Annotated in this window: 25 protein-coding genes; 13 read left to right on the plus strand and 12 right to left on the minus strand. The window is 71.4% G+C overall.

All coding sequences use genetic code 11. The annotated features are described in order from the left end of the window. The first annotated feature begins 4 nt into the window (after positions 1–4). Both ACQP2X_RS10035 and ACQP2X_RS10040 read left to right on the plus strand, forming a co-directional pair. A complete protein-coding gene (locus ACQP2X_RS10035; RefSeq protein ID WP_498695949.1) occupies positions 5–1,783 on the plus strand; it encodes an ABC transporter ATP-binding protein in 1,779 nt (592 codons plus the stop codon). Continuing rightward, complete coding sequence (locus ACQP2X_RS10040) at positions 1,780–3,537, plus strand: ABC transporter ATP-binding protein (protein ID WP_498695950.1); 1,758 nt, start codon at positions 1,780–1,782, stop codon at positions 3,535–3,537. Before ACQP2X_RS10035 ends, ACQP2X_RS10040 begins: the two co-directional genes overlap by 4 nt. On the opposite strand, the gene rpsD is transcribed toward ACQP2X_RS10040, so the two are convergent. After that, a complete protein-coding gene (gene rpsD, locus ACQP2X_RS10045; RefSeq protein WP_498658153.1) occupies positions 3,538–4,146 on the minus strand; it encodes a 30S ribosomal protein S4 in 609 nt (202 codons plus the stop codon). It abuts the gene before it with no gap. A 109-nt stretch (positions 4,147–4,255) separates the two neighbouring features. Between rpsD and ACQP2X_RS10050 the strand changes: the two genes are divergently transcribed. Beyond that, positions 4,256–4,981, plus strand: a complete 726-nt coding sequence (locus ACQP2X_RS10050; protein WP_498695951.1) for a DUF2470 domain-containing protein — start codon at positions 4,256–4,258, stop codon at positions 4,979–4,981. On the opposite strand, the gene ACQP2X_RS10055 is transcribed toward ACQP2X_RS10050, so the two are convergent. The 6 genes from ACQP2X_RS10055 to ACQP2X_RS10080 form a co-directional block, all read right to left on the minus strand. Continuing rightward, complete coding sequence (locus ACQP2X_RS10055) at positions 4,917–5,573, minus strand: TetR/AcrR family transcriptional regulator (RefSeq protein WP_498695952.1); 657 nt, start codon at positions 5,571–5,573, stop codon at positions 4,917–4,919. The genes ACQP2X_RS10050 and ACQP2X_RS10055 overlap by 65 nt on opposite strands. A gap of 8 nt (positions 5,574–5,581) precedes the next feature. Beyond that, positions 5,582–6,310 carry an ABC transporter permease gene (locus ACQP2X_RS10060; protein ID WP_498695953.1) on the minus strand — a complete coding sequence of 243 codons (729 nt, stop codon included), beginning with the start codon at positions 6,308–6,310 and terminating at the stop codon, positions 5,582–5,584. After that, positions 6,307–7,014, minus strand: coding sequence for an ABC transporter ATP-binding protein (locus ACQP2X_RS10065; RefSeq protein ID WP_498695954.1), 708 nt, complete (start codon positions 7,012–7,014; stop codon positions 6,307–6,309). The genes ACQP2X_RS10060 and ACQP2X_RS10065 overlap by 4 nt, the downstream gene beginning before the upstream one ends. Positions 7,015–7,337: 323 nt before the next feature. Then, positions 7,338–7,619 (minus strand): hypothetical protein, encoded by a 282-nt coding sequence (locus ACQP2X_RS10070; RefSeq protein ID WP_498695955.1) that lies wholly within the window; start codon positions 7,617–7,619, stop codon positions 7,338–7,340. Then, positions 7,616–8,293, minus strand: a complete 678-nt coding sequence (locus ACQP2X_RS10075) for a RelA/SpoT domain-containing protein (RefSeq protein WP_498695956.1) — start codon at positions 8,291–8,293, stop codon at positions 7,616–7,618. The genes ACQP2X_RS10070 and ACQP2X_RS10075 overlap by 4 nt, the downstream gene beginning before the upstream one ends. A 152-nt stretch (positions 8,294–8,445) precedes the next feature. Beyond that, on the minus strand, positions 8,446–10,020 hold the full coding sequence (locus tag ACQP2X_RS10080; RefSeq protein ID WP_498695957.1) for a protein-tyrosine phosphatase family protein: 1,575 nt from the start codon (positions 10,018–10,020) through the stop codon (positions 8,446–8,448). Positions 10,021–10,206: 186 nt separating this feature from the next. Here ACQP2X_RS10080 and hisI point away from each other — a divergent pair, with 186 nt between their 5' ends. From hisI to ACQP2X_RS10095, 3 genes are read left to right on the plus strand one after another with little or no spacing between them, the layout of a single operon-like run. Further along, positions 10,207–10,563 (plus strand): phosphoribosyl-AMP cyclohydrolase, encoded by a 357-nt coding sequence (gene hisI, locus ACQP2X_RS10085; RefSeq protein WP_498695958.1) that lies wholly within the window; start codon positions 10,207–10,209, stop codon positions 10,561–10,563. Continuing rightward, the gene (locus tag ACQP2X_RS10090; protein WP_498700895.1) at positions 10,560–12,092 is read left to right on the plus strand and encodes an anthranilate synthase component I; all 1,533 of its coding nucleotides are present in this window, start codon (positions 10,560–10,562) and stop codon (positions 12,090–12,092) included. Before hisI ends, ACQP2X_RS10090 begins: the two co-directional genes overlap by 4 nt. After that, complete coding sequence (locus ACQP2X_RS10095; protein ID WP_498695959.1) at positions 12,089–12,694, plus strand: Trp biosynthesis-associated membrane protein; 606 nt, start codon at positions 12,089–12,091, stop codon at positions 12,692–12,694. The genes ACQP2X_RS10090 and ACQP2X_RS10095 overlap by 4 nt, the downstream gene beginning before the upstream one ends. A gap of 349 nt (positions 12,695–13,043) precedes the next feature. Here the strand turns inward: ACQP2X_RS10095 and ACQP2X_RS10100 are convergent, their stop codons facing one another. After that, entirely contained in the window at positions 13,044–13,328 is a 285-nt protein-coding gene (locus ACQP2X_RS10100) for a hypothetical protein (protein WP_498695960.1), read from the minus strand. A 376-nt stretch (positions 13,329–13,704) separates the two neighbouring features. Here ACQP2X_RS10100 and trpC point away from each other — a divergent pair, with 376 nt between their 5' ends. Genes trpC through ACQP2X_RS10125 form a run of 5 tightly spaced genes read left to right on the plus strand, consistent with a single transcriptional unit; the run spans position 13,705 to position 18,954 of the window. Next, entirely contained in the window at positions 13,705–14,508 is an 804-nt protein-coding gene (gene trpC / locus ACQP2X_RS10105; protein WP_360253184.1) for an indole-3-glycerol phosphate synthase TrpC, read from the plus strand. Further along, positions 14,505–15,746 carry a tryptophan synthase subunit beta gene (gene trpB, locus ACQP2X_RS10110; protein WP_498695961.1) on the plus strand — a complete coding sequence of 414 codons (1,242 nt, stop codon included), beginning with the start codon at positions 14,505–14,507 and terminating at the stop codon, positions 15,744–15,746. Before trpC ends, trpB begins: the two co-directional genes overlap by 4 nt. Continuing rightward, positions 15,746–16,549: a tryptophan synthase subunit alpha gene (trpA, locus tag ACQP2X_RS10115; RefSeq protein WP_498695962.1), complete on the plus strand. Its 804-nt coding sequence runs from the start codon at positions 15,746–15,748 to the stop codon at positions 16,547–16,549. Before trpB ends, trpA begins: the two co-directional genes overlap by 1 nt. Before the next feature lie 50 nt (positions 16,550–16,599). Next, on the plus strand, positions 16,600–17,790 hold the full coding sequence (gene lgt / locus ACQP2X_RS10120) for a prolipoprotein diacylglyceryl transferase (protein WP_498695963.1): 1,191 nt from the start codon (positions 16,600–16,602) through the stop codon (positions 17,788–17,790). 6 nt (positions 17,791–17,796) lie between these two features. Continuing rightward, a complete protein-coding gene (locus tag ACQP2X_RS10125; RefSeq protein WP_498695964.1) occupies positions 17,797–18,954 on the plus strand; it encodes an FAD-dependent oxidoreductase in 1,158 nt (385 codons plus the stop codon). Here ACQP2X_RS10125 and ACQP2X_RS10130 read toward each other — a convergent pair. Beyond that, the gene (locus ACQP2X_RS10130; RefSeq protein WP_498695965.1) at positions 18,926–19,384 is read right to left on the minus strand and encodes a nitroreductase/quinone reductase family protein; all 459 of its coding nucleotides are present in this window, start codon (positions 19,382–19,384) and stop codon (positions 18,926–18,928) included. The two genes, ACQP2X_RS10125 and ACQP2X_RS10130, sit on opposite strands and share 29 nt — an antisense overlap. Positions 19,385–19,465: 81 nt before the next feature. Between ACQP2X_RS10130 and ACQP2X_RS10135 the strand changes: the two genes are divergently transcribed. Further along, a complete protein-coding gene (locus tag ACQP2X_RS10135) occupies positions 19,466–20,143 on the plus strand; it encodes a TetR/AcrR family transcriptional regulator C-terminal domain-containing protein (RefSeq protein WP_498695966.1) in 678 nt (225 codons plus the stop codon). On the opposite strand, the gene ACQP2X_RS10140 is transcribed toward ACQP2X_RS10135, so the two are convergent. Then, the gene (locus ACQP2X_RS10140; RefSeq protein WP_498695967.1) at positions 20,117–20,938 is read right to left on the minus strand and encodes an SDR family NAD(P)-dependent oxidoreductase; all 822 of its coding nucleotides are present in this window, start codon (positions 20,936–20,938) and stop codon (positions 20,117–20,119) included. The two genes, ACQP2X_RS10135 and ACQP2X_RS10140, sit on opposite strands and share 27 nt — an antisense overlap. A gap of 122 nt (positions 20,939–21,060) precedes the next feature. On the opposite strand from ACQP2X_RS10140, the gene ACQP2X_RS10145 reads away from it, so the two are divergent. Then, positions 21,061–21,885 carry a helix-turn-helix transcriptional regulator gene (locus tag ACQP2X_RS10145; RefSeq protein WP_498695968.1) on the plus strand — a complete coding sequence of 275 codons (825 nt, stop codon included), beginning with the start codon at positions 21,061–21,063 and terminating at the stop codon, positions 21,883–21,885. A gap of 113 nt (positions 21,886–21,998) precedes the next feature. Here the strand turns inward: ACQP2X_RS10145 and ACQP2X_RS10150 are convergent, their stop codons facing one another. Together ACQP2X_RS10150 and ACQP2X_RS10155 are read right to left on the minus strand one after the other, a co-directional pair. Beyond that, the gene (locus tag ACQP2X_RS10150; protein ID WP_498695969.1) at positions 21,999–22,700 is read right to left on the minus strand and encodes an SDR family NAD(P)-dependent oxidoreductase; all 702 of its coding nucleotides are present in this window, start codon (positions 22,698–22,700) and stop codon (positions 21,999–22,001) included. A gap of 28 nt (positions 22,701–22,728) precedes the next feature. Continuing rightward, positions 22,729–23,529 carry a GNAT family N-acetyltransferase gene (locus tag ACQP2X_RS10155; protein ID WP_498695970.1) on the minus strand — a complete coding sequence of 267 codons (801 nt, stop codon included), beginning with the start codon at positions 23,527–23,529 and terminating at the stop codon, positions 22,729–22,731. Positions 23,530–23,600: the final 71 nt, after the last annotated feature.

Consider the following 23,600-nt stretch of genomic DNA (forward strand, 5'->3'; position numbering starts at 1 on the left):
GAAATTGAGCAGCAGGACCAGCCGCGATGTGCTGGGACGGGGACTGCGCGTGCTGGGACAGGCGATTCGGACGGAACCGCGCCTGTTCACCGTCGGCGTTGTCGGCAGCAGCGTCTTCGGCCTTCTGGTCATCGCGAACTCGTACGTGGTGGGCTACGTGATCGGCCATGTCGTCGTGCCCGCTTTCAGCAGCGGAAAGGCCGGAACGGGTGAGCTCGCGCTCATCGCGGCCGTCTTCCTCGGCCTCAGCGGGCTGCGCGTGGCCAGCGTCTTCGGCCGCCGCCTGGGCGCCGGCTTCATGCAGTTCCGGCTCCAGGCCCGCTATCGCCGGGCGGTGACCAGCCGCTATCTCTCACTGCCGCCCGCCTGGCATCAGCGCCACGCCACCGGCACCCTGCTGTCGAACGCGAACTCCGACGTGGAGGCCGCTTTCGTGCCGATCGCGCCGCTGCCGTTCGCGGTCGGCACGATCGTGATGATCGTCGCGGCCGTGGTCGCGCTGTTCTTCACCGACCCGGTGCTGGCGCTGGTCGGCGTCACGCTCTTCCCGGCCCTGTTCGGCCTGAACTTCGTCTATTCGCGGGCCATGTCGCCGCGGCAGATCCGCGCCCAGCAGATGCGGGCCAAGGTCAGCGCGGTCGCGCACGAGAGCTTCGACGGCGCGCTGGTGGTCAAGACGATGGGCCGCGAGGCCGACGAGTCGCGCCGGTTCGGCGTCTTCGTGGCCGAGCTGCGCGACGCGCTGATCTCGGTGGGCCGGCTCCGCGGCCTGTTCGACCCGCTCATGGACGCCCTGCCCAGCCTGGGCACCCTGGCCGTGCTGCTGCTCGGCGCCTGGCGGCTGGAGTCCGGCGCGATCTCGGTGACCGAGCTGGTCACGGTGAGCTTCCTGTTCACGGTGCTGGCCTTCCCGGTGCGCGCGATCGGGTGGGTGGTGGCGGAGCTGCCGCGCAGCGTGGCCGGCTGGGAGAGGGTCCAGGCCGTCCTTTCGGCGACAGGCGATTTGTCGTACGGCGACAAGAGCGCCGACGGCGAAGGAGCCGCCGAGCTGCGATTCGACAAGGTCGACTTCCGCTACGGCGACGGCCCCCTGGTCCTGCGCGATGTCTCCTTCACCGTGCCCCGGGGTAAGACGGTCGCTCTGGTCGGCGCCACCGGATCGGGCAAGTCGACCATCGCCTCGCTCGCCGTGCGCCTCATGGACCCGGTCGACGGGCGGATCGTCCTCGACGACACGGCGGTGCCGTCCCTGAGCGAGGCCGCACTCGCGCGGGCGTCCGCTTTGGTCCCGCAGATCCCGTTCGTCTTCGACGACACGATCCGCGGCAACGTGACGCTCGACCGTCCGGAAATATCCGATGAGTCGGTGGCATGGGCGCTTGAGCTGGCGCAGGCCGACCGATTCGTCGGCAATCTGCCGGAAGGGCTCGACACCGCGGTCGGTGAGCGCGGCACCTCTCTGTCCGGCGGCCAACGGCAGCGGATCACGCTGGCCCGGGCGCTCGCCGGCAAGCCGAGACTGCTGGTGCTGGACGACGCCACGAGCGCGGTCGACCCGCGCGTGGAAGCCGACATCCTGGCCGCGCTGCGGGGCAACGACGCCGGCGCGTCCATCCTGGTCGTCGCCTACCGGCGGGCCACCATCGCGCTGGCCGACGAGGTCGTCTACCTGGAGCAGGGCAAGGTCGTGGCCACCGGAACCCACACCGAGCTCCTCGCCAACCACCAGGGCTATGCGGATCTCGTGACCGCGTACGAGAAGGCCGAAAGGGTCGAAGCTTGAGCACCGGAACCTTTGCGACGATCAAGCGCGGGCTGGCGCTCTCTCCGGAACTCAGGCCGGGGCTCGGTGGGACGATCGCGCTCGCCCTGGTCCAGATGGGCGGCCGGGTGGCCGTGCCGATCGCCGTCCAGCAGGGCATCGACCACGGTATTCGCGGCGCCGGCGGGCCGGACCTCAACTACGTGGTCGGCGTCGTCGCGGTCACCTTCGTGGCGCTGATGATCTCGACGCTGGCCGGCTATCTGATGACCCGGCGACTGTTCACGGTGAGCGAGACCGCGCTCGGCGGCCTGCGCTCGCGCACCTTCCGGCACATCCACGACCTGTCGATGCTGCACCAGCAGTCCGAGCGGCGCGGCACGATGGTGTCCCGGGTGACCAGCGACGTCGACCAGATCTCGCAGTTCCTCCAGACCGGCGGCGTGCAACTGCTGCTCGCCTCGGGCCAGCTGCTCGTCTCGACGATCGTCATGTTCGTCTACTCCTGGCAGCTCACCATCGTGGTGCTGCTCGCGTTCGGCCCCTCGGTCGCGATCATCCGGCTCTTCCAGAAGCGGCTGGCCTCGGTCTACGCCGCGGTCCGCGAACGCACCGGCGTCATGCTGGGCGCGGTCGCCGAGAGCGTCGTGGGCGCGCTGGTCATCCGGGCGTACGGCGTGGCCGGCCGCACCGAGAAGCGGCTCGACGAGTCGATCTCCGGTCTGCGGAACGCGCAGCAGCGCGCCCTGAAGACGAGCGTCACCAGCTTCTCCAGCGGCGAGATCGGCGCCGGTCTGGCCCTGGCCGCCGTGGTCGTGGTGGGCGTGCTGATCGGCGAGGACGGCGGCCTGACGGTGGGCCGGCTGACCGCGTTCCTGTTCCTGGTGACGCTGTTCATCCAGCCCGTGCAGATCGCCACCGACATGCTCAACGAGGCGCAGAACGCGGTGGCCGGCTGGCGCCGCGTGCTCGACGTGCTCGACCTGAGCCCGGACGTGGCCGACCCCGACGACGTGGGCGTCCCGCTTCCGGTGGGTCCTCTCTCCGTACGCTTCGACGACGTCTCGTTCCGCTATCCCGGCGGCCCGGTCGTGCTGCACGACGTCGATCTGGAGATCCCGGCCCGGACGAAGGTGGCCGTGGTCGGCGAGACCGGCAGCGGCAAGACGACCTTCGCCAAGCTGCTCACCCGTCTGATGGACCCCGCCGAGGGTGAAGTTCTGCTCTCCGGGACGCCGCTGACCTCGGTGCGGTTCTCGTCACTGCGCTCGCGCGTGGTGATGGTGCCGCAGGACGGCTTCCTGTTCGACGCGACCGTGGCCGAGAACATCCGCTTCGCCGAGCCGTCGCTCACCGACCAGCAGTTGGCGGACGCCTTCGTCGAGCTGGGGCTCAAGGACTGGCTGGACGGGCTGCCGGGTGGGCTCGAGACCCCGGTGGGCGAGCGCGGCGAGGCGCTCAGCGTGGGCGAGCGGCAGCTGGTGGCGCTGGTCCGGGCGTACGTCGCCGATCCTGACCTGCTGGTCCTGGACGAGGCGACCAGTGCTGTCGACCCGGCCACCGAGGTGCGGCTTCAGCACGCCCTCGACACGGTGACCAGGGGACGGACGACGGTGGCGATCGCGCACCGGCTCTCCACGGCCCAGGCCGCGGACGAGGTGATCGTGGTGGACGCGGGCCGCGTCGTCCAACGCGGCCCGCACTCCGAACTCGTCAACCAGGAGGGTTCGATCTACGCCAAGCTCTACGCGAGCTGGCTCGAACAAACCCGCTGATCAGCGGGCGTAGAACTCGACTACCAGCTGCTCGTCGCACTGCACGCGGATCTCCGAGCGCTGCGGCAGGCTGATCATCGTGGTGCGCAGGTCCTCGAGGACCGTGGAGAGATAGGGCGGGGTCGGGCCGTCGACGTGGGCGCCGGCCGCGGCGATCTGGAACGGCGGCTTCTGCCGGCTGCTCTCGCGCACCTCGACGACCTGGCCCGGCTTGAGCCGGTAGCCGGGGCGGTCGACCTTCTTGCCGTCCACGGTGAAGTGGCCGTGCACGACGAGCTGGCGGGCCTGGTAGACCGTGCGGGCCAGGCCCGCGCGGGTCACCACGGCGTCCAGGCGGCGCTCGAGCAGGCTGACCATGGTCTCGCCGGTCTTGCCCTCGGCCCGGTGGGCGTCGTCGTACGCCTTCCGCATCTGGGACTCGCTGATGTTGTACTGGTGCCGCAGGCGCTGCTTCTCGAGCAGACGGACCTGGTAGTCCGAGGCCTTGCGACGGCTACGGCCGTGCACACCCGGCGGGAAGGGCCGCTTCTCGAAGTACTTCACGCACTTCGGCGTCAGGGGGATGCCGAGCGCCCGAGAGAGCTTGGCTTTAGGTCGGGAGTTGTTCATGAAGTCTCCGAGGGTCACTTGCGCTTGAGGCTGAGTTTCTAAAACGCCGATGCTACGGTTAGCCTCACCTTACTAAGGCAAGCCTAACCGGTGCCCGGAGGTCCTCACCATGCAGCCCACTCACGCCGAGGTAGCGCGTACGCTCGCCGCCGGCCACCTGCCCGGCGTCGCGCACATCGCGTGCCGTCCGGGCCCCCTGCCCGTGCGGCACGTCACCGACGCGAACGGCCGTGTGCTGCTGCTGTCGCCGCGTGACGGCGCCTTCGCCGCGGCCCTCGTGCCGCAGGAGGGCAACGACGACACCGCGATGGTGCTCGACATCTCCGACGTGCCGCCGATGGCCGGCTCGCCCGCCCTGGGCCGGGTGTGGATCTCCGGCTGGGCCACGCTGCTCGAAGGGGACGAGCTGCGGGCGGCCACGCTGGACTACGCGGACGTCGACGCCTCGGGCGATCTGCTCGACGTCGGCGACGGCCAGGTCATCCACCGGATGGACGTGGCCGAGGTGCGCTACGAGCGCAACGAGAACCTGGTCGACGTCGACGTCGACGACTGGGCCGAGGCCACGGCCGACCCGCTCTGCCGCATCGAGTTCGACCTGATCGCCGACCTGATCGACCACCACGAGGCTGAGATGAGCGCCTACGTGCGCCGTCAGCTCGGGTCGACGTTCCAGCCCAAGGCCGAACCCCAGGTCGTACGGATGGACCGGTACGGCTTCATGGTCCGTCTCGACGACAAGCTGGCCCGTCTCGCCTTCCCGCGCCCGGTCACCGACCGCCACGATCTGGCTCATCTGCTGCACCCGGTGCTGTGCCACCGGTGCGGGGACTGAGATCGAGCGGCTCCATCAGGAACCGCTGGACGTTCGGGCCGATCGCCGCGGCCAGCACCGCGGGGTCGGCGCTGGCCAGCGGCTCGATCCGCAGCACGTAACGGGTCACCATGAGCCCGGCGATCTGGGTGGCCACCAGCGCCGACCGCATCGGCGCCTCGGCCGGGTCGATCACGAGCTCGCCGACCGCCCGGCGCAGGATCTGGGTGACCACGAACTCCCGCAGCAGCCGCGCGCTCCACTCGTTGCTCAGCGCCGAGCGGAAGACGGCCAGCGCGGCCGCGCCGGCCGGCGAGTCCCACACGGACAGCGCCATCCGCACCAGCCGCTCGCCGGCCTGCTCCCGCGGTCCGGCCAGCGCCTGCGGGATCAGCTCGCCCGGGTTGATCGGCGCGTTCAGCGCGGCCAGGAACAGCTTCTCCTTGGTGCCGAAGTAGTGGTGCACCAGCGCCGGGTCGACGCCGGCGCCGGCCGCGATGGAGCGGATCGACGCCTTGTCGTACCCCTTCTCGGCGAAGGACGACCGGGCGACCTCCAGAATGGACGCGCGGGTGTCCTGATTGCCGGGACGGCGCCCGCTTCGACGTACCAAGAAAGCTCCTAAGCAGTCCGCCGTCGCAGGGTCGCGGCGGCCAGGACGAGCGCGACCACGGCCGCGCCCGCGACGATCACCAGATCCCACCACATCTCGCTGGTCGGCTCGGCGAACTGCCCGACCTGCAGGAGCGCGTCGACGGCGTAGGTCAGCGGCAGCACGTTGCTGATCGCCTCGAGCCAGCCGGCCATCTGCTCGCGCGGCACGAACAGCCCGCACAGCAGGATCTGCGGCACGACGACCACCGGAAGGAACTGTACGGCCTGGAACTCCGTACGGGCGAAGGCGCTGCAGAACAGACCAAGGGCCACTCCGAGTACGGCGTTGAGCACGGCGACCACGACGACCAGACCCGCACTGCCCGTGGTCGTCAGCCCGAGCAGCCAGTACGCGGCGCCGGTCGCGACCACCCCCTGGACGGCGGCGGCGAGACCGAACGCCAGCCCGTACCCGAAGAGCAGGTCGAGCTTGCCCAGGGGAGTGGTGAGCAGACGTTCCAGGGTTCCGGTGGTCCGCTCGCGCAGCATCGCGATGCTGGTCACCAGGAACATGATGACGAACGGGAAGATGCCGAGCATGGTCAGCGCGATCCGGTCGAAGGTGGGGCCGGCGCCGTCGTACATGAAATAGAGCAGGCTCAGCAGCAGCACCGGAACGACGACGAGCAGGGCCACCGTCCGCCGGTCGTGCCGCAGCTGCCGCAGGATCCGCCCGCAGGTGGCAACAAGGATCATGCCGTCACCTGCTCCCGGATGAGCCGCAGAAACGCCTCTTCAAGATCGTCGGCGCCGGCCGCGGAACGGATGGCGGCCGGGGTGTCGTCGGCCACGATGCGGCCCTCGCGGATCAGCAACAGTTGGTCGCACCGCCCGGCCTCGTCCATCACGTGGCTGGAGACCAGCAGCGTCGTGCCGGCGGCGGCGAGGGCGTGGAATTTCGCCCACAGGTCGGCCCGCAGTACCGGGTCGAGCCCGACGGTCGGCTCGTCGAGCACCAGCAGCCGCGGCGTGCCGATCATCGCGCAGGCCAGCGAGGCCCGGCTGCGCTGCCCACCGGAGAGATTGCCGACCAGCTGCCCGGCCGCGTCCGTCAGCCCCACGTCGTCGATGGCGCGCCCGGCCTCGGCCGCCCCGAGCCCGTAGAGGGCGGCGAAGTAGCGCACGTTCTCCCGCACGGTCAGATCGGCGTAGACGCTCGGCGCCTGCGTCACGTAGCCAACGGTGCGCCGCAGCCCGGCGCTCCCGGCGGGCTCGCCGAACACCGTCACCGAGCCCGACTTGACGATCTGCACCCCGACGATCGCCCTGATCAGAGTCGTCTTGCCGCTGCCGCTGGGCCCGAGCAGCCCGGTCACCCGCCCGGTCGGAACGGTGCAGCTGACGCCATGCAGAACTTCCCGCTTGCCCCGCTCGATCACGAGGTCCTTCACCTCGATCATCGGTGGCCTCCATCTATTTCATCGGTTGATGAGTTCAACGCTAGATGAATTTCGCGGGCGGGTAAATGGCGGGTCGAGTCTGATTTTCGACGCGGTGGGTATGGGCGGAGCGGCTCGGCCCGGCCCGGCTCTGTCGACGTTGGGGCGATTCCGGAAAGCGGTATGCCAACGTGCCGAGCTGAGCCCAGGTCGTCGTACTGCTTCAGGACGGTCTGGTAGCGCGGCAAGCTGAGGGCTGCCAACGGGCGCGGAAGCTCCGCCGAACCCGAGCCCCGTGACGTCGCTCCGCCGGGCCGGTCGCCGGAGGAGGTGCCGCGGACGGATCAGCTATGAACGGGCTGGGCGCCCGGCCCCGCGGGCGGGCCTTGTGTCTTGTTCAGGGCGCTCTGGAGGAGATCCTTGAGGGGCTTGAAGTATCTCGCGTGCGTCTTGATAAGCGCGTCAGGCGAGTCGGCCGCAAGAACCACGATCTCGATGTCATCTTTGCCCTGGTAGGCACGCTCGGCCTGGAAACGCTGACGAAGAGCTTCGTGTCGGTCCGTGTAGGCGTCGTTTCGCAGTACCCGGCCTACTGTGCGGTCAAAGACGATCAAGTAGTGGTTCACCCTGTCACCCCATCTCGTCGCATTGACCAAGCAGCATTCTCAACGAAGCGGTCTAAATCGTCACCGAGCGACTGCACTTGGCTGAGGAAACCTGCTCGGGTGATGGTCCGAGATCCTGATGTAACCGCAACCTTGTCGGGCTCGTCGATGCCTTCGCCGTACCTGAGTCCACGTCCCCAGCGATCGCCCAAGTTTTCGACGACCTCTGCCCAACGATGCTGAAGGTCAGTGCGGACCTGTACTTCCACCGGAAGTCGCCCCATGAAGAGCACGACATGTACTGCCCGGTAGCCGAAGCTCGGCTCCTGCCGGCGGTCCAGCACCCGCGGCTCCTTGTCTGTCGCGGGGAAGGCCTCCACGATGCGGGCGACGACCTGATCTTGTTTCCACCTACCGCCGTCGAGCACGATTCGCGCTCCGGCGATGTCATGGATGCCACGGATGGTCAATCCGGAAGTACGCCGGAGCTTGTCGACCAGGGTCTGCGTCGTCTTGAGGCGGGTGGTCGGTTCGAGACCCAAACCCCGGAGCCGGTCGCGAACGTCTGTCAACGCGTCGTCGTACGCCGCAAGCACCTGCTCCAGCATCTCGGAGTCGGCGTCCGAGAACTGCTCGGCATCCCGCAGCCGGGAACCGAGCTTGTCGAACTTCGAACCAGAGATCGGCAACGGCACGCGAGGACACTAGGGCACCGCTGGCCTTGTCCCGGAAGAAATACATCCGTACGAGGACGGTGGACGACCACGTGGCGATGGCTTCGGGTCTGATGGCGCTCCGGCCCCCGACGTTGCTGGTGCGCTACAGCCTCGGCCGAGGCCGTAGCGGGTCAGAGCGCCAGGATGCGGTCCAGGAACTCGCGGTAGCCGCGCATGGCCATGCGCATGCTCTCGGTGTCGGGGCTCTTGTTGCCGCGCAGCGGGTCGAGCTCGTCGCGCTCGGCCAGCAGGGCCTCGGTGAGCTCGTTGACCGCGTCGGTGAGCAGGTCGTGGGCCCGGGTCAGGGCGGTCTCGGGGTCGTCGACGAACTCGGCCTTCACCTCGTGCCAGGCGGCGCGGAAGTGGCGGACGGCGTCCTCGTCCCAGAACGCGATGCTGCCCTCGGCCACGTCGCCCGGGCGCAGCGGGGCGTCCTCCTGCTTCTCCTCCTCGGGCTCCTCGGGGGCGGCGCGGCGGCCGCGGCGGGCCGGCTCGGCGTCCTCGAGGCTGGCCGAGCGGCGCGGCAGCGGGGCCGGCTCCTCCTCCTCGACCGTCTTGGCGGTCAGGTCGCCGCTGAACGTCACCGGGGATTTCGTGGGCGGAGCGGCCGGCACCGGGATGCTGGCCGAGGCCGCCCGGGGCGCCGGGACACCCGAGACCGGGCCGGCCTCGGGGTCGGGCAGGGCCGGCGTGTAGGACGGCGGCTCACCGTAGTTACCGCCGAAACCCAGCCCGTTTCCGGTCGGGCCCAGCCCGTTTCCGGTCGAGCCCAGGCTGCTTCCGGTCGAGCCCAGGCCGTTTCCGGTCGAGCCCAAGCTGCTTCCGGTCGAGCCCAGGCCGTTTCCCGTCGAGCTCAGGCCGTTTGTGGTCGAGCCCAGCGCCGGGGACACGGGGGCCGCGGAGACCGGGGCGCCCGACGTCGGCGCGCCGGAGACCGGAGCGCCCGAGGTCGGGGTGACCGTCGGGTGCTTGGAGGTGGGCACCGACGCCCAGCCGGTCGCCCCCGTGGGGCCGGAGACGGGAGCCGACCCGTTCTCGCCCGTCGCCGGGATGCGTCCGTTCATGTCATCACGCCCGTTCTCGTCGTTCTCGTCCGCCTGCTCGCGGCCATCCACAGTAGAGGCATGGCCGTTCGCCTCGCCGTGGCTGTGCCCGTTGAGGCCGGCCGGGCGCGGCTCGAGCGGGTTGCGCCCGCCGAACAGCATCCGCCCGTTGCGGCCGCCGAGACCGAACCCGCCGAACGTGCCGGGGTCGCGGTCCCAGGGGTTGGCCCGAGCGGACTCTACGGCCGGGACGGCCTCGTCCTCGCGCTCGGCGGCCTCCGAGTGATCAGTATCCCGATCGGGCAGGCCGTGCTGGCCACCGGGAACGGGCAGCGGCGGCTTGGCCGGCGGCACCACCGACTCGGGGCGGGCCGACGGGATCGGCCCGCTGCCGGACGTGGGCGCCGACAACGGCGGTTTCGGCCCCTCGGCCGGCTTGTCGCGCTCGTCGTGCTCGGGCGAGGCCGACGCCACCGGCGGACCGGGCGTCTCCGACTGCCGGCGGGAGCCGAGGGCCACCATCTCGGTTTCACCCGAATGGGTGGCCGGGGACTCGGCGGCGTCGGGCGTGGTGGCCTCGTCCTCCCCTTCGCGGTGCACCGGCCAGAAGCGGGCCAGGCCGCGGTTCGACCGAGCGTTGTCGGGGCTGGACGTCGGCTCCATTGCTTGCAGACTCCCGTCGAGCTGTGCGCGCCGCCCTCCGAAGCAGGTGGGCAGATGCGCCCTGGCTGGGCGCGGCGCACGACGACGGTACCGTTCCGCGCCGTGACGCACACCCCCTGTGCCCGGATCGTGGGCCGCGTCGTGGCGGGTAAAAGACCGTTCGGCCGATGGGGGAGAATCGTCGGTGTGGCAGTCACGACCGATCTCGACCCGGCCATCGCGGCCCGGCTCAAGCGCACCCCCGACGGCCTCGTCGCGGCGATCGTGCGCGAGCACGGCAGCGGTGATGTCCTCATGCTCGCGTGGATGGACGACGAGGCGCTGCATCGCACGCTGACCACCGGCCGCGCCACCTATTGGTCGCGCAGCCGCCAGGAGTACTGGGTCAAGGGCGCCACGTCCGGCCACCACCAATACGTGAAGAGCGTGGCCCTCGACTGCGACGGCGACGCCCTGCTGGTGACCGTCGAGCAGGTCGGCGCCGCCTGTCACACGGGGGAGCGCACGTGCTTCTTCGACGAGCTTCCGGTGTCGGCGACATGACCAGCGGAGCGGTCTCTCCCAGCGAAGCGGACTTCCTGCGGTCGGACAAAAGGGTCGTCCCGATCACCAGGCGGCTGCTGGCCGACGGCGAGACCCCGGTCGGCGTCTACACCAAGCTGGCCGGCGGCCCCGGCACCTTCCTGCTGGAGTCGGCCGAGCAGGGCGCCGGCCCGTCCGGGGCGGCCTGGTCGCGCTATTCGTTCGTCGGCGTCCGGAGCGCGGCCACCCTGGTCGAGCGCGACGGCGAGGCGCACTGGCTCGGTGCGCCGCCCGCAGGCGTACCCCTCAATGGCGATCCTGTCCTTGCCCTGCGGGAGACGGTCGCGGCGCTGGCCGACGGCCCGGCCCCCGACGATCTGCCGCCGCTGACCGGTGGCATGGTCGGCTATCTCAGCTACGACCTGGTGCGCCGCTTCGAGCGGCTGCCCCGCACGGCGAGCGACGACCTGGCGCTGCCCGAGCTCGGCATGATGCTGGCGACCGACCTGGTCGTGCTCGACCACTACGACGGCTCGGCCATCCTGGTCGCCAACGCGGTGCTGGCCGAGGGCGCCTCCGAGACCGACCGGCGCGCCGCCTATCACCAGGCCGTGGGCCGGCTCGACGCGATGACCACGGCGCTGTCCCGGCCCACCCCGCCGATGATCTCCACGGTGGAGCGCCGCCCGGCCGGCGAGCCGGTCAGCCGCACCGCCCCCGGCGAATATCAGAAGGCGGTCGAGGAGGCCAAGGAGGCGATCCGGGCCGGCGAGTGCTTCCAGATCGTGGTGGCGCAGCGCTTCGAGCGCCCGACCGACGCCAACCCGCTCGACGTCTACCGGGTGCTGCGGGCGACCAACCCCAGCCCGTACATGTACCTGCTGCGCTTCGACGACTTCGACATCGTCGGCTCGTCGCCCGAGGCCCACTTGAAGGTCAGCGCCGACGAGGAGGGCACGCGCCGCGCCCTGCTGCACCCGATCGCCGGCACCCGCTGGCGCGGCGCCACCCCCGAGCAGGACAACGCGCTCGCGGCCGAGCTGCTGGCCGACCCGAAGGAGCGCTCCGAGCACGTCATGCTGGTCGACCTGGGCCGCAACGACCTGGGCCGGGTCTGCAAGCCGGGCACGGTCGAGGTGCCGGAGTTCGCCCGCATCGAGCGGTACAGCCACGTCATGCACATCGTCTCGACGGTGACCGGCGAGCTGAGCGACGACCGTTCGGCCTTCGACGCGCTGGCCGCGACGTTCCCGGCCGGCACGCTGTCCGGGGCGCCCAAGGTCCGCGCCATGGAGATCATCGAGTCGCTGGAGCCGACCCGCCGTGGCCTGTACGGCGGCACGGTCGGCTACTTCGGCTTCGCCGGCGACATGGACATGGCCATCGCGATCCGCACGGCGTTGCTGAAGGACGGCACGGCCTACGTGGGCGCCGGCGCCGGCATCGTGGCCGACTCCGACCCGGCGTCGGAGGAGCAGGAGACCCGCAACAAGGCGGCGGCGGTGCTGGCCGCGATCGCGTCGGCAGAGACTTTGCGCGCGGCGCGATGAACCACCGCCGTTCCTACCTGCTGTCCCTGGTCGCGTGTCTGGCGGGCGCCGGCCTGGCGGCGTACGGCGCCACCCGCACCTGGTCCCTCGACGTGGCGCATCGTCCGGGAATGTCCGATGTGCGCACTCCGCAGACCGGCGCCGACCTGGCTCCGTGGCTGATCGGGCTGGCGCTGGTCGCCCTGGCCGGCACGGGCGCCCTGCTGGCCACGAGCGGCTGGGTGCGGCGCGGCCTCGGCGTGCTGCTGACGCTGGCCGGGCTGGGGGTCATCGCCGGCGCTCTGGTCGGCCGCCTCGGCCTGGACGTGGGCGAGGCGGGCACGGGCGCCACTGTCTGGCCGATCGCTTGCGCTCTGGGCGGCGCGATCATCGCGGGCGGCGGCCTGGCTGCCGCGCGTCAGGGCCATTTGTGGCCACGGATGTCGGCACGGTACGAACGTAAGCCGGCCCAACCGCAAGCGGCCGAACCGGGAAGCTATACGAAGCCAGGCGCGGGGCCGGGGCCGTTGGCGACCGCCGGGCTGAAGACGCCGGAGGAAACCCCGGTCGACCCCCGTACGGCTTGGGACGCCCTCGATCGAGGCGACGACCCCACTTCGTGACCTGGCGCGACCGCGCCGCTCCCTACGCCGGGCGATTCAAGCGGGTCCGCAGGATGGGGTGACGGCTCCAGGCTACGACGCGCACACCGCCCGATCGTGACCCGAAATTTCCGGATATTTCCGTGCGGAGAAACGAATCCTGTCCTCGCGCGAGCGTTCGCCGCACGGAGAACAGTGCGCGGGGTTCATCGCGCCGCTTCATCGCGCGGAAGCAACGCCCAGGTTCGGCGCGGTTTCTCACGCGGCTCATCCGGTGGGCCTCACGCGCAGGCTCTCCGGTGGGCTTCACGCGCAGGCTCATTGTGCGGGCGGCGGAATGACCCGTGTGGGTGATCTTGCGAGATGGGGGTCAGGCCGTTTTGGTGAGGGAGCGCGCGGTGGCGCGGCGGTTCGTGCGCTTCGGGGCCGGGACCGAGCGGCGGGCGACCAGGGCGGCCACCTCGCGGCTGAGCTCGGCCCGGGCCTCGTGGCGAGCCCGGTCTTCCAAGGTGGCGGCCCAAGCGTTGTCGCGGGCCGTGCGGACCCTCTCGGGGCCGATCACCACCCGCTGGAGGCCGGCGAAGAGGTCGGCGGCGGCGGAAACCAGAGCGCGGGGGGTGTCGGCGAAGCCGGCATCGGTCCGGGTGGCTGCCACGGGATTACTCCACATCGCTGGAAGACATCGACAAGAGGCGCGTCCGGGGGCGCCCGAACCAGTTTGCCTCGTCCCCATCATGGTCGGACCGTATTTCCGGAGCGTGACGCTCGCGTCAACGCGCGGTGGGATCCACCGATCAGATGAAGTGCCGCAGCCCAGCGGCCCGCGGCGGGCGTGACCCATGTGACAGAAGTGACACACCGCCGTTGATCAGGCCGCATTATGCCCGAGCCCATCTCGTGAGGCGTGCCATACCCCGGGGGGCCTTGCGCGACCGCGACCTCCTAGCATCGGGCGGAGGACACCCGGAGAGGGGAGTCATTACGTGACATCCGATCAGCAGACGGAAGCGGGCACTGGCGGGCCGCAGAACGTGCTGGAGGAGATCCTCGCAGGAGTGCGCGAGGACGTGGCGGCACGGCAGAAGCAGGTGCCGCTGGAGCAGGTTCGCGAGCTGGCGGCGGCGGCGCCACCGGCGATCGACGCTTACGCGGCGCTGCGTAAGCCGGGCGTGGCGGTGATCGCCGAGGTGAAGCGGTCGTCGCCCTCCAAGGGGGCGCTGGCCGAGATCCCCGACCCCGCCGAGCTGGCGGGGGAGTACGCGGCGGGTGGCGCCCGCGTCATCAGCGTGCTCACCGAGGGCCGGTGGTTCGGCGGTTCGCTCGACGATCTGAAGGCGGTTCGCGCCTCCGTTCAGATCCCGGTGCTCCGCAAGGACTTCGTGATCTCCTCCTATCAGGTGCACGAGGCGCGAGCCCACGGCGCCGACGTGGTGCTGCTCATCGTGGCCGCCCTCGAGCAGAACGTGCTGATGGGCCTGCTCGAGCGCATCGAGTCGCTGGGCATGACCGCGCTCGTCGAGGTGCACAACGAGGAGGAGGCCGACCGGGCTCTCGAGGCGAACGCCAAGGTCATCGGGGTCAACGCCCGTGACCTGCGCACGCTTCAGGTCGACCGGTCCGTCTTCGAGCGCATCGCGCCGGGGTTGCCCAACAACGTCGTCAAGATCGCCGAGTCGGGTGTGCGGGGACCGCACGACCTGATCCGGTACGCCTCGGCCGGCGCCGACGCCGTGCTGGTCGGCGAGGGTCTGGTGACGCAGAAGAGCCCGCGTGACGCGGTGGCCGAGCTGGTGAACGCCGGCAACCACCCCGCGACACCGAGGCCCGTTCGATGACGGCACCTTCGCTGCCGGACCTGGCCGGGCACTTCGGCCGGTACGGCGGGCGCTTCGTGCCCGAGGCGCTGGTGCGGGCGCTGGACGAGCTCGACGCGGCCTACCGGTCGGCCAAGACCGACCCGGTGTTCCAGGCCGAGTTCGAGAACCTCCTGGTCAACTACGCCGGTGTGCCCTCGCTGCTCTACCGGGCCGAGCGCCTGTCGGCCGCGGTCGGCGCCGAGATCCTGCTCAAGCGGGAGGATCTCAACCACACGGGCGCCCACAAGGTGCGCAACGTGCTGGGTCAGGCGCTGCTGGCCAAGCGCATGGGCAAGCCGCGGGTGATCGCCGAGACCGGCGCCGGTCAGCACGGCGTGGCCTCCGCGACCGCGGCCGCCCTGCTCGACCTCGAGTGTGTCGTCTACATGGGCGAGACCGACACCGAGCGGCAGGCGCTGAACGTGGCCCGCATGCGCATGCTCGGCGCCACCGTCGTGCCGGTGACGAACGGTTCGCGCACGCTCAAGGACGCGCTCAACGAGGCCCTGCGTGACTGGGTGGCCAGTGTCGACTCGACGCACTACCTGCTCGGCACGGCCGCCGGCCCGCACCCGTTCCCCGAGATCGTCCGCGATTTCGTGGGCGGCATCGGTGTCGAGGCCCGCGCGCAGTGCTTCGAGCTGACCGGCCGGCTGCCCGACGCGGTGGCGGCCTGCGTGGGCGGCGGCTCGAACGCGATCGGCATCTTCCACGCCTTCGTGCCGGACGAGTCGGTCGAGCTCTACGGCTTCGAGGCGGGTGGCGACGGCGTCGAGACCGGACGGCACGCGGCGTCGATCACCGGCGGCTCGTCGGGCGTGCTGCACGGCGCGCGGACGTACGTCCTGCAGGACGACGACGGCCAGACGGTCGAGTCGCACTCGATCTCGGCCGGCCTCGACTACCCCGGTGTCGGCCCCGAGCACGCCTGGCTGCACGACACCGGCCGGGCCACGTACGAGCCGGTGACCGACGCCGAGGCCATGGCCGCGTTCCAGCTGCTCTGCCGCACCGAGGGCATCATCCCGGCCATCGAGAGCGCGCACGCGCTGGCCGGCGCGGCCCGGATCGCCCCGCGGCTGCGGGCCGAGCTGGGCCGTACGCCGACCATCGTGGTCAACCTGTCCGGCCGCGGCGACAAGGACGTGCACACCGCGGGGGCCTACTTCGGCATTCTCGATCCCGTCGAGACGATCGTTCCCGGGGAGCAGGAGTAATGAGCATCGCTGACGTCTTCGCCAAGGCGAAGGCCGAGAACCGGTCGGTGCTCATCGGCTGCATGCCGGCCGGCTTCCCGACCGTCGAGGACAGCATCGCCTCGATGATCGCGATGCACGAGGCCGGCTGCGACGTCATCGAGGTCGAGCTGCCGTACTCGGACCCGGTGATGGACGGCCCGGTCATCCAGAAGGCGAGCGACATCGCGCTGGCGGCCGGCGTCCGCACCCGCGACACTCTGAAGATCATTGAGGCGGTTTCCCGTACGGGAGCTCCGGTCGTCCTCATGACCTATTGGAACCCCATCGAGAAGTACGGGGTCAACGCCTTCGCCCGTGACCTGGCCTCGGCCGGCGCGACCGGCATGATCACGCCGGACCTGATCCCGGACGAGGCGGCCGAGTGGATCGCCGCCTCCGACGAGCACCGGATCGACAGGACCTTCCTGGTCTCGCCGTCGTCGACCGACGAGCGGATCGCGATGACCGTCGGTCAGTGCCGCGGCTTCGTCTACGCCACCGCGCTGATGGGCGTCACCGGCGCCCGCACGTCGGTGTCGTCGCAGGCCCCGGAGCTGGTCGACCGGGTGCGGCACGCCGATCCGCACATGCCGGTCGGTGTCGGCCTGGGCGTGGGCAACGGCGCGCAGGCGGCCGAGGTGGCCGGGTTCGCCGACGGCGTGATCGTGGGCAGCGCGCTGATCCGCAGTGTGCTCGAGGCGCCCGATCGCGCTACGGGTCTGACCCGGCTGCGCACGCTCAGTGCCGAACTCGCCGAGGGTGTGCGTAACCCGCGAAACTAGACCCGCCCTGATCACCCGCCTCGCCGCCTTCGACGGTAGCGTGTGCAACCGTGATTACCGCCGCGATCCCGAGTCCGACGACGTCGGTCTGGCATGTGCTGGGCCTGCCCGTGCGGGCGTACGCGCTCTGCATCGTGCTGGGCATCGTCGCCGCCCTCTACATCCTGGAATACCGGATGCGCAACCGCGGCGTGGCCCGCTGGGCCTCGCTCGACATCGCGGTGTGGGCGGTGCCGTTCGGCATCGTCGGCGCCCGCATATATCACCTGATCACGTCGCCGCAGGACTACTTCGGCGCCGGTGGTGACCCGATCCGCGCCTTCTACATCTGGGAGGGCGGCCTCGGCATCTGGGGCGCGGTGATCGGCGGCGCCCTGGGCGCGTACATCGGCTGCCGCCAGCTCGGCCTGCCGTTCGCCCTGGTCGCCGACTCGCTCGCGGTCGGCCTGCCGGTGGCGCAGGGCATCGGCCGGCTCGGCAACTGGTTCAACAACGAGCTGTACGGCAAGGTCACCACGCTGCCGTGGGGTCTCGAGGTCCACGACATGGACCGGTCGAACCCCGGCCACGCCACCGTGATCGACGGGCAGGCGGTGACACTGCCCGATCTCTACCATCCGACGTTCCTCTACGAACTGATCTGGGACCTGGGCGTCGCGCTGCTGGTGTGGCTGGCCGACCGCAAGTTCAAGTTCGGCCGGGGCCGCGCCTTCGCGCTGTACGTGATGGCGTACACGGCCGGCCGGGCCTGGATCGAGATGCTGCGGGTCGACGAGGCCAACCACTTCTTCGGCGTACGCCTGAACGTCTTCACCGCCATCGTCCTGTTCCTGCTGGCGCTGATCTACTTCCTCGTGGTCCGCGGCCCGCGGGCCTACGTGGTGCCGGACGACGCCCCCGAGACGCTGCCCGAGCCGGCCGCCGCGAGCGACGTCAGCCAGGTCGACGTGGGTGGCGACGGCGAGCAGCCGGCCCGCGCGCCGAAGGGCTACCAGGTCGTCAGCCATCATCGCTTCGAGGAATATCGCAAGACCGGGATCCTGCCTCCGGAGACGCCGCAGGACATGGCCGAGGAGATCGCGGCCGGCGGGCATCCGCTCGAGCCGGCCGACCCGGCCGGGCCCGCGGGTGTCGGTGAGGCCGTCCTGGCCACCGGGGCCGCGGCCGGCACGGGCCCCGACGGCGCCTCCGGCGGCGACGTCGACGCCGAGACGCCGCGCAAGAACAACGACGAACGCTGACCTGAGGTGCGCTCGGCCGTTGTCGTGGGGGCCGGGATGGCGGGGCTGGCCGCGGCCGGCGCCCTGTCCCGCACCGGCTGGCGGGTGACGCTGCTGGAGCGGGACGAGCGGGTCGCCGCCCCGCCCACGGCGCTGGTGCTGTGGCCGAACGGCCGCCGCGCCCTGGAGGCCCTCGACCCGGCCGGCGGCTGGTCGTCGATCGCGTCCCCGCTGCCCGACGGCGGCGTCCGCCGTCCCGACGGGCAGTGGCTGGTCACGCCGCGCGGGCGGACCGGGTCCGGTCCGGGTCCGGCCGCCGTACGCCTCGAGGACCTGTACGACGTGCTGATCGCCGGCCTCGGCGACTACGTGCAGATGCGAACCGGTTTCGCGGTCACGACGGTTCTCGCCGGCCCGGGCCGGCGTCCCTCGGTGAGTGACGGCCGCACGGCCATCGAGGCCGACCTGATCGTGGCGGCCGACGGCATCGACAGCCGCGTGCGCCGGGCTCTGGCGCCCGAGGCGGCGGCCGTGGGTTCCGGTTTCGCCGACTGGCAGGCCGTGGTCCCGGCCTATCGGCTGTCGTCGGAGCACACGACCGGCGGCGAGACCCTGGGCGCCGGCTACCGCTTCATCTCGATGCCGCTCGGCGCCGGCAAGGGCGTCTACTGGGTGGCCACCGCCGCCGGAGCTCCCCGCCCCGAGTCGCCGGCCACCCAGCTCGCCCTGCTGCGCCGCTGGTTCGCCGGCTGGCCCGAGCCGGTCGGCGAGCTCCTGGCCGCCACCCACCCGGACGACCTGGTGCCCCACGAGGTGCGCGAGCTCAGGCCATTGCCCCGCGCGTACGGTTTCCCGTCCGGCCCCGGCGGGGTCGTGCTGCTGGGCGACGCCGCCCACGCCATGCCGCACCACCTGGGCCAGGGCGCCTGTCTGGCCTTCGAGGACGCGGCCACGCTGGCCGCCCTGGTCTCGGACGCCCCGCCCGGCCCTGACCTGGTGGCCGCGATCGAGATGTACTGCCGCCTGCGCCGCCCCCGCACCACCAGCGTCGTCCGCCAGACCCGCCGCATGTCGGCCGTGGTCCAGGCCCGGGGCCGGCTGGCCCTGCGCGCCCGCGATGCCGCCCTCAACCACATGCGGCCGCGGATGATGGCCCCTACGCCGGACTGGTCGCCGCCGGACTGAGCACCACCACGGCCGTCTCGCGTCCGCGGCGGGCGGCGAAGGCGTCCAGGTCGCCATATCCGGTGTAGTCGTGCAGGGCCGCCCACAGGCGCTCGCGATCGGCGCCGGTGGCCTGGTGGGCCGTGACCGCGCGGGAGCCGCCGACCAGGTCGACGGTCGCCTCGGGACGGGCTTTCAGGTTGTGCCACCAGGCCGGGTCGGCGGGATCCCAGCCGTTCATGGCCAGGGTGACCAGCCGGTCGCCGTCCTCGATGTAGCCGAGCACGACGGCGCGGGGCCGCCCGGAGCGGCGGCCGACCGTGTGCAGCCGCAGGAAACCGAACTTGCCGCCGGGTGTCGGCGTGGACATGCCGACCCGGTCGCGGCTGATCCGCAGCAGGGCCTTGTGCGCCACCCAGGCGCCGCGGACGAACCATCTAGGAGGAAGCATCGCCGTACTCCGTTCTCTACGGTGTAGGTCTACAGCGTAGGGTAAACTCTACGGCGTAGGAGAACAAGTAGGATCCGGCTCGTGCCCAGACGTGCAGGAACCTCGACCCGCTCCACGGCCCGCCTGTCCGAGGAGGGGATCGTCGCGGCCGCCGTCGAGCTGGCCGACCGCGACGGGCTCGACGGGCTGAGCATGCGGCGGCTCGCCCAGCACCTCGGCGTCGACGCGATGTCGATCTACTACCACCTGCGCGACAAGAACGCGCTGCTCGCCGCCATGGCCGACGCGGTGGTCGCCTCGATCGCCGTCGCCGAGGCCGAGGGCCCGTGGACCGATCGGCTGCGTGCGCTGATCATGCAGGCGCGGGGCACGATGCTGAGACACCCCTGGGCCGTACGGATCATCGAGAGCCGGGCCGATCCGACACCGGCCGTGCTGCTGCACATCGAGCGCGTGCTGGCGATCATGCGGAGCGGCGGCTGCTCCGTCGACCTGGCCCACCACGCGATCCACCTGCTCGGCAGCCGCATCCTCGGCTTCAGCCAGGACCTGTTCGACGACAATCCCGACCCGTCCGCGCCGCCGCCCCCGGCGGCCTGGGCCGAGACCCTGCCGCACGTCGCCGAGCTGGCCGCCGCCGTCACCCACGACGGCCCGCTCAGCGGCTGCGACGACGAGTTCGAATTCGCCTTCGCCCTCGACCTGCTCCTCGACGGCCTGGAACGGCGCCGCTCAGCCGATGTCGGTGGTGACGGCTAGCTCCCGGCCGGCCTCGACGTCCGCGGTGAGGGCGGCGATCCGAGCCTGGGCGAGGCCGTACGAGTCCGAGCCCAGCAGCTGATGCAGCGGCGTGTCCTTCTCGTCGGTGATCCTGATGATCGCGGCGGCGGCCTTGGCCGGGTCGCCGAGCTGGGTGCCGGGCATGGCCAGGTGTGCGGCCGTCATGTCGCGGATCGCCTGGTAGCCGTCCAGCGCGCGGTCGGGCAGGCCGATCGACTGCGTACGGAGGAAATCGGTCCTCATGTAGCCCGGCTCGACCAGCGTGACCCGGACGCCCACCTCGGCCACCTCGGCCGCGAGTGACTCGGTGAGGCCCTCCAGGGCGTACTTGCCGGCGCAGTAGAGGCCCCAGCCCGGAAAGGCGGTCAGGCCCAGGATCGACGAGACGTTGACGATGTGGCCGGCGCGGCGGGCCCGGAACGACGGCAGGACGGCCCGCAGCACGTTCCACACGCCGAAGACCTGCACGTCGAACATCCGCCGGGCCTCGGCGTCGCTGACCTCCTCGACGGCGGCCAGGAACCCGTAGCCGGCGTTGTTGACGACCACGTCGACGTCGCCGGCCGCTTCGACGGCCCGGGCCACCTGCTTCTCGTCCGCGAGATCCACGGCCAGGGCCTGAAGCCGGGCCGTGTCCGTTCCGTCCAGCGCCGTGTGGAGCCGCTCCGGGGAGCGGGTGGTCGCGGTGATCGTGTCCCCGCGCTCCAGGAGCTGCCGGACCAGCTCGAGGCCGAGTCCGCGGGAGGCGCCGGTGATGAACCAGGTGTTTGTCATGCTCTCCAGGCTTGCCGCGGCGCCGGGTCGCGGACAGGCCCGGGCAGGCCCAGCCGTGCCGGGGAACGCCATGCCCACCCAGCCCCTGTCGGCCCCGCCCTTCACGAGCGATCATCGAAGGCGTGGCAGCGCTGGGTGAGTTCCTCCGCAAGTGCCGTACGGGCATGAGTCCCGCCGCCGTGGGCATCGCCGGTGCCCCGTCCGGCCGCCGGGTCCGCGGCCTGCGCCGCGAGGAGGTGGCCCAGCTGGCCGGCGTCAGCGTCGACTACTACACGCGCCTGGAGCAGGGCCGGCACACCAGCCCGTCGGAGTCGGTCGTCGACGCGCTGAGCCGCGTCTTCCAGCTCGACGCGGCCGCCCGGGCCCACCTGGCCGACCTGGCCCGCCCGCCCCGGCGCCACGCCGACCCGCTCCCGCCGCAGCGGGTCCGCCCGGCCATGCGGCAGCTGATCGCCTCGATGACCGACCACCCGGCGCTCATCCTGGGCCGCCGCACGGACGTGCTGGCCTCGAACGCCCTGGCCACGGCTCTGCTCACCGACTGGACGCGGCTCCCGCCCGGCGATCGCAACTACACCCGCTGGATCTTCCTCGACCCGGCGGCCCGCGAGGTGTTCCTCGACTGGCCGGCCGTGGCCGCCGACGTGGCGGGCACCCTGCGCCTCTACGCCGGCCGGTTCCCCGACGACCCCCGCCTGGCCGAGCTGGTCGGCGAGCTGACGATCAAGAGCGCCGATTTCCGTACGTCATGGAACGCCCACCAGGTGCACGAACGAACCCACGGCACGAAACACATGACCCACCCCGCCGTGGGCCCGATCACCTTGCGCTACGAGGCCCTGACCCTGCCCGGCGACCCCGACCAGACCCTGTTCCTCTACACCACCGACCCCGGCTCCGCCTCGGCCGACAACCTCCGCCTGCTGTCCCTGATGACAGCGGGCTGACGGGCCTGGGGCCGCGGGGCGCCGGCGACCCACTCGCGGGAGCCATGGTGCAGGTGCTGGACCGAACCGCGTTGCGTGAGACGCACGGCTTTCGCCGATCCGTACCTCTGAAGTCATTGAACTCCGAAGACCCGGTGGCCGACGGCGATGGACTCGCCCGAGATGGTGGCGGCCAGGGTCGAGCAGAGGAACGTCACCAAAGCGGCGACCTGCTCGGGGGTGGACTCGCCGCCGGTGGCGGGGGCGGTCGTCGGTGAGGGCTCGGCGGTGACGATGCCGGGGTTGACCACGTTGACGGTGACGCCGGAGCCCGCGTACGCGTCGGCCAGGGCCTTGGACGCTGTGATGACCGCCTGGTTGCGGACGGCGCCGGTGACCGACCTGGTGAGGTGGGCGTTCTGGCCGCTGATGTTCACGACGCGGCCGAAGCCGTTCTCGCGCATGCGGGGGAGGACCTCGTCCATGACGCGCAGATATCCGCCGGCCTTCGCGTCCAGGGCCGACAGGATCTGTGACGGCTCGCGGTCGCGGGACGGGTCCATGGTGTGCGCGGGCGGCGCGGCCGCGTTGACCAGGATGTCGACCGTGCCGAGACGCTCGACGGCGGCCCGCACCGACGCCGGGTCGGCCGTGTCGAGGGTGAGGCAGGCGACCTCGTCGTCGAGGCTGTGCGCGGCGTCGGCCAGGCGGGCGCCGTCGCGGGCGGCCAGCACCACGCGGACGTCCTCGGCCAGCAGCGCGGCGGCCACCGCGCGGCCCAGCAGGCCGCTGCCGCCGACGACCAGCGCGGTGCGGCCGGCGATTCCGAGCTCCATGCGCGTTCCCTTCGTGGAGCGGCTCTGCCTAGAGCGGCGCGGCCGCGGGTTCGGCGATGCAGGCGGTGCCCATGCGGCGGAACCCCACCTTTGTATAGAGGCGCGCCACGTCGTCGTCGCCCGCGGACAGGAATACCAGGTCGACCCCGGCGGTCAGCGCGCGGCGGGCCAGCGACGCGGTGAGCTGCGACGCGTAGCCGCGCCCGCGAGCTGTGGGAAGGGTCGCGACCCCGGCGATCTCGGCCACGTCACCGGAACGCATGAGGGTGCCGGTGGCCAGAATTCCCTCGTCCGGGGACTTTACGACTGCCATGGAGTAGTCGCCCGAGGTGATCTGCGCGCGGTCGAGGTCGATCTGGGCCTGGCTCACACCGGTGCCGGGCGCGCCGGCGAACGCGTGCTGCGCCACCGCGCGGGCCGCGAACACCTCGGCGTCGAACTCGCCGGAGGCCGGGTCGAGGAAGTGGATGGTGCCGCCGGCGACCGGCAGGTCGGGCACGAGCGCGGCCGCCTCGAGCACCAGCAGCGGAGCCAGCAGCACCCCGAGGCCGGCCGAGCGGGCCACGGCCAGCAGGTCGGGGGTGGTCTCGTGGACCCATTCGAAGGCCTCGGGCAGACCCAGATCACGTTGTCGCTGACGGACGGCAGTAATATCAGCGGCGGAAGGGGTGTCCGCTCCGATGATGGGCCGGGCATAGTAGGGCCAGCCCTCGCCCTCGCGGACGAACAGCACAAGTCCGCCGAAATCCTCGGCACGTGCGTAGGGTCGGGGAAGGGCGTCGTAAAACCGCTCGAGCCTGACGAAGACGTCGGTATCCTGTAGCGCCACCGCGCGAGACTACCCAATGTGCATAGAGGTTCGGCTACCCGATTGTGCCGAGAAGGTGGATTCGCCCCACA

The sequence above is a fragment of the Actinoplanes sp. CA-131856 genome (assembly GCF_050956135.1).
Taxonomy (GTDB): Bacteria; Actinomycetota; Actinomycetes; order Mycobacteriales; family Micromonosporaceae; genus Actinoplanes.